At 39.3% G+C, this 4,141-nt stretch carries 2 protein-coding genes and 1 pseudogene; 1 reads left to right on the top strand and 2 read right to left on the bottom strand.

The features are described 5' to 3' along the window. A partial coding sequence (locus Q0372_RS09955) for an MBOAT family protein (RefSeq protein WP_298105484.1) occupies nt 1-1,424 on the bottom strand: 1,424 nt, incomplete at its 3' end. 220 nt (nt 1,425-1,644) lie between these two features. Next, nucleotides 1,645-3,080 (bottom strand): annotated as a pseudogene (locus tag Q0372_RS09950) (SulP family inorganic anion transporter). 307 nt (nt 3,081-3,387) lie between these two features. Between Q0372_RS09950 and Q0372_RS09945 the strand changes: the two are divergent. Beyond that, on the top strand, nt 3,388-4,141 hold a 754-nt coding region (locus Q0372_RS09945; RefSeq protein WP_298105482.1), incomplete at its 3' end, for a hypothetical protein.

Genomic DNA, 4,141 nt, shown 5'->3' with positions numbered 1-4,141 from the left:
AGGTTTGACAAGGCAGCTAGAAATAAAGACATAACTATTACTATATAAAATTTTTTTATATTATTAGAATAAATAAGTTGCATAGAATTTTTACAATATAATATTAGTATAAATCCTACAATTAACCAAAAAATCGTATCTTTTCCTCCAGCTATATGTATTAAATATCCACCAAATTCAATTGAATTTATGTTTTGTAAGAATTCAAATATATGTCTGAGCGGATCCGGTAACACTACACCGCTCATCCCGCACATTCCTTTTAGTACTTTTATCGCATCGCTCCAATCTTTGGCTCTAAAAAACACCCAGGTAATATTTACGAAGTTAAAGGTTATAAACCAAGCTAGAACTTTATTCATTCTAAAGCCTAAATTATGCCAAAATCTATGAATCATGAGTGCTAATCCGTGTAAAAACCCCCAAAATATAAAAGTCCAGCCCGCCCCGTGCCAAATGCCGCCTATTATAAAGGTGAGCATTAAATTTAAATATGTCCTCGCCCTGCCCTTGCGGTTACCTCCCAGCGGTATATAAACATAGTCTCGTAAAAACCTACTTAACGTAATATGCCATCTGCGCCAGAAGTCTTGTATGTCGCTAGCCTTATACGGCGAATTAAAATTTATCGGAAGTTTGATATTAAAAAGAAGTGCTGCTCCTATTGCCATATCGCAATACCCGCTAAAATCGAAATAAAGCTGAAAGGTATATGAGAGACTAGTTGCCCATGCTTCAATAAACGGCAATATCTCGGCTCTATCAAAACCATTAGTGGCCCAAACTGCAAATGAGTCTGCGATTATAACTTTCTTAAATAACCCCAAAGAAAATATAAAAAGTCCAAGAGCAATATTTTTATAATTTAGTACTTTATTTTTGAGATTGTCAAACTGTGGCATAATCTCTTTATGATGAACGATTGGACCCGCTATGAGCTGTGGAAAAAATGTAACAAAGAGGCAATAATTTAAAAAATTATATTCTTTAGTACCTCCTCCGTTATACGAATCTACAAGATATGCGATTTGTTGAAATGTAAAAAATGAAATTGCAAGTGGAAGGAGCAAATTTAAATTGTGGATATGTAGATTGAAGATAAAATTTAAATTATCAATTAAAAAGTCCGAATATTTAAAATATCCAAGTAACGCTAAATTTACAGCTATTGCGACGATCAAGAGCGCCTTTTTTGAAATTCTTGCGCTGTTTTTATTTAGTTCTACTCCAAAGCAATAATTAAATATCATTGAAGTCAAAATTATAGGTAGATATGCAATATTCCACCAACCATAAAAAAATAATGATGAAGCGACTAAAAATCCCTTTGACAACTCACCCAGCCGCTTTTTATTTAGAAAAAAATATATAAAAAATGTTATAGGCAAAAATACAAATATAAACTCATACGAATTAAATAACATTTACCTCTCCTATTAAAATAATTTTCCTGGTAAAAAATTCTACTTTGTTGGCAGAATTTTACTTGAATTATACTTAAAATTTGGACATAAGCTTTAAGTGTATTAGTCTTGCTTAACTTAATACTTATTCTAGCATTCAATCTATTGGCTTATCAGCGCCAGAAATTTCACTGCACCCTACTTTTTTTCATCTTCCAAAATGTCGCTTCGCACTCCGATATTATCGGCAGTAGATATTTTTTAGCTCATTTAGCGCCTTACCCAAAAATGCCACTCGTCGATGATTATATCCACATTTGTAGCATTTTTTTAAACATATTGCAAAAAAATCCTCGAGCGCGTAAGCGAATGAAATGTCTATAAAAGTCGCCTGACCGAAATCGATTGTGAGCTTTTTCCGGCATACCCGGAGACGTAGATCATCTACAATACGCGCGCTATCAGTAAAAAATATCGGTCCGATAATCTCGACAAATTTCGCATCGTCGAGATATAGAGTTTGATAGCAAATTTCTTTTTGCCTTTGCGCGAATCGGCATAATACGTTATCCATGCAAGCACTACGCCCACGCCCACGGCAAAGATGAGATCCACAAACACCGTTAGCAAAAATACGGCGATCATCACGAATGCGTCTTTTTTCGGTACGTGCGTTAAGCCTGCGCAGCATGCGATAATCTAGGATATCGACGCCTACCTTTATCAAAATCCCCGCCAGCACCGCTAGCGGCACATATGCGACTGCTCGTGCAAACACCAATACCGCCAGTAGCAAAAATACTGAGTGCGTGATCCCAGATAGTCTACCAAGCCCGCCCGCTTTTATATTTGCGACCGTTCTCATCGTAGCGCCTGCTCCCGAAATACCGCCGACAAAGCCCACGAGTGCATTACCGATACCTTGACCGATGAGCTCTTGATTTGAGGAGTGTTTGGTTTTGGTGATAGAATCCGCCACAAGCGAAGTTAGCAGCGAATCTATCGTGCCTAAAATCGCTAAAATTAACCCATATCCTACGATGGAACCAATGTGAGTTAAATTCGGTACCGGCACCGTAAAGCTAGCAAAGCCCGTAGGAATCGCGCCTATTGTAGGTGCGTCAAGGCTCATTGCATAGCAAATCGGAGTTAGGACTACTAGCGCCAAAAGCGACGTAGGCACAAGCCTTGAGAGCTTTTTGGGAGTAAGATATAAGATCGCCAGCGTCGCTGCGCTAAGACCGAGTGCTGCGGGATTTAGATGCGCGATGCTCTGAGGGATAGCGACGATCGCGTCCGTAATTTTGCCTAAGCCCTTTTGCCCTAACATCGGATTTATCTGAAGCAAAATTATGATGACGCCCACGCCGTTCATAAAGCCTGAAACGACCGAATACGGGATATATTTGATAAATTGCCTAAGCGCAAAATTCCAAAAGCGATCTGAAAGAGCCCCACCGCGGCAAATACCGCCATCACCGAGCCGATCTCAAGTGCGCCCGTATTGCTCGTAAATTTCACGACCACGGCGGCGCTTACGACCGTCATAGGTCCCGTAGGTCCTGAGATTTGCATTTTTGTGCCGCCGAAAGCCGCCGCAAAAAACCCTAACACGATCGCCCCCCAGATACCTGCACTAGCTCCTAGCCCGCTTGCGATACCAAACGCTAACGCCAACGGTAACGCGATAATGCCTGCAGTCAGTCCGCCCGTAATGTCGCCTTTTATATTCAAAATACTCTCCAAAAATTCAAATAAAAATATGATTATAGAGCAATCCGCCTAAATTTAGGCTTTGTAGCGCAGGGTTTTGGATGTAGAATTTGCCGCAAATTTTTTATCACGGAGCTTTTGTGAGGCAGAATTTTGCGATCTCGCGGTGCTAAATTTTAAAATTTAGCACCGCGGGGTTTTTAAATTTATCTAAATTTCAAACCCCGCAAGTATAATCCGCCATAAAATTTTAAAAATCCAAAGGCAAAAAATGAAGCGTGATACTTTAAACGCCATAAAATTTCGTGGTATAACCTCTAGCGTTTTGGCAATCTGCACTTATCTGATCATTTGGGTTTGTTGCGAGTTTTTGCACGGCATTACGATGAGTGGGTTTTTCGCCGCCACAGCCGCAATCGTCGCCGTGATTTTTACTTCGATGAGCTTTAAGCTGTCGGTAACCAAAATGATCTCGGATATCTCTGATAGTAAGGTCTTTAGGGCGTATTTGATTAACTTTATCGCCCGAGTGCTTTGGGCTATCGTATTTATTTCGCTTTTACCACATTCTATGAATAATAATATTGTGAGCTTAGAGACTCTAAATTATACCTTACATGAGCGAGGCGGCTCTTTCGTGGAGGCATTCTATTGCATTTTAGCGGCTATGGCCATAGGACTTAATCACTCTATGGAGATTAAAGAGACGCAATTTGTTACCATTTGGTATGTAACGATTACAGCGTTTAAGATTGTCAGCACCATAGCCCCGGCAATAGTATATTGCTACTTAGGAGAAGCCACTAAGAGTAAAATTTTTTATGCTTACGCGTGGTTATATTTTATATCTTTAGTACTTGTAGAAATCATTAATTCGTTTATTAAACTACCGGAAATGAGTAGTGCAACCACAGCGTACATTGTACTCGCGATAATCCTTTTATCTGAAATTTTAGAAATTATCGCTTGGATTAGGATTAAAGGAATTTCGGGCGCGGAACTTTGGAATAAAAATTTATGGACGA

The sequence above is a fragment of the uncultured Campylobacter sp. genome (assembly GCF_937997405.1).
In the GTDB taxonomy this organism is placed as follows: Bacteria; Campylobacterota; Campylobacteria; order Campylobacterales; family Campylobacteraceae; genus Campylobacter_B.
The sequence above is the reverse complement of the archived record's forward strand: the minus strand, read 5'-3'. Positions and strand labels throughout refer to the sequence as shown.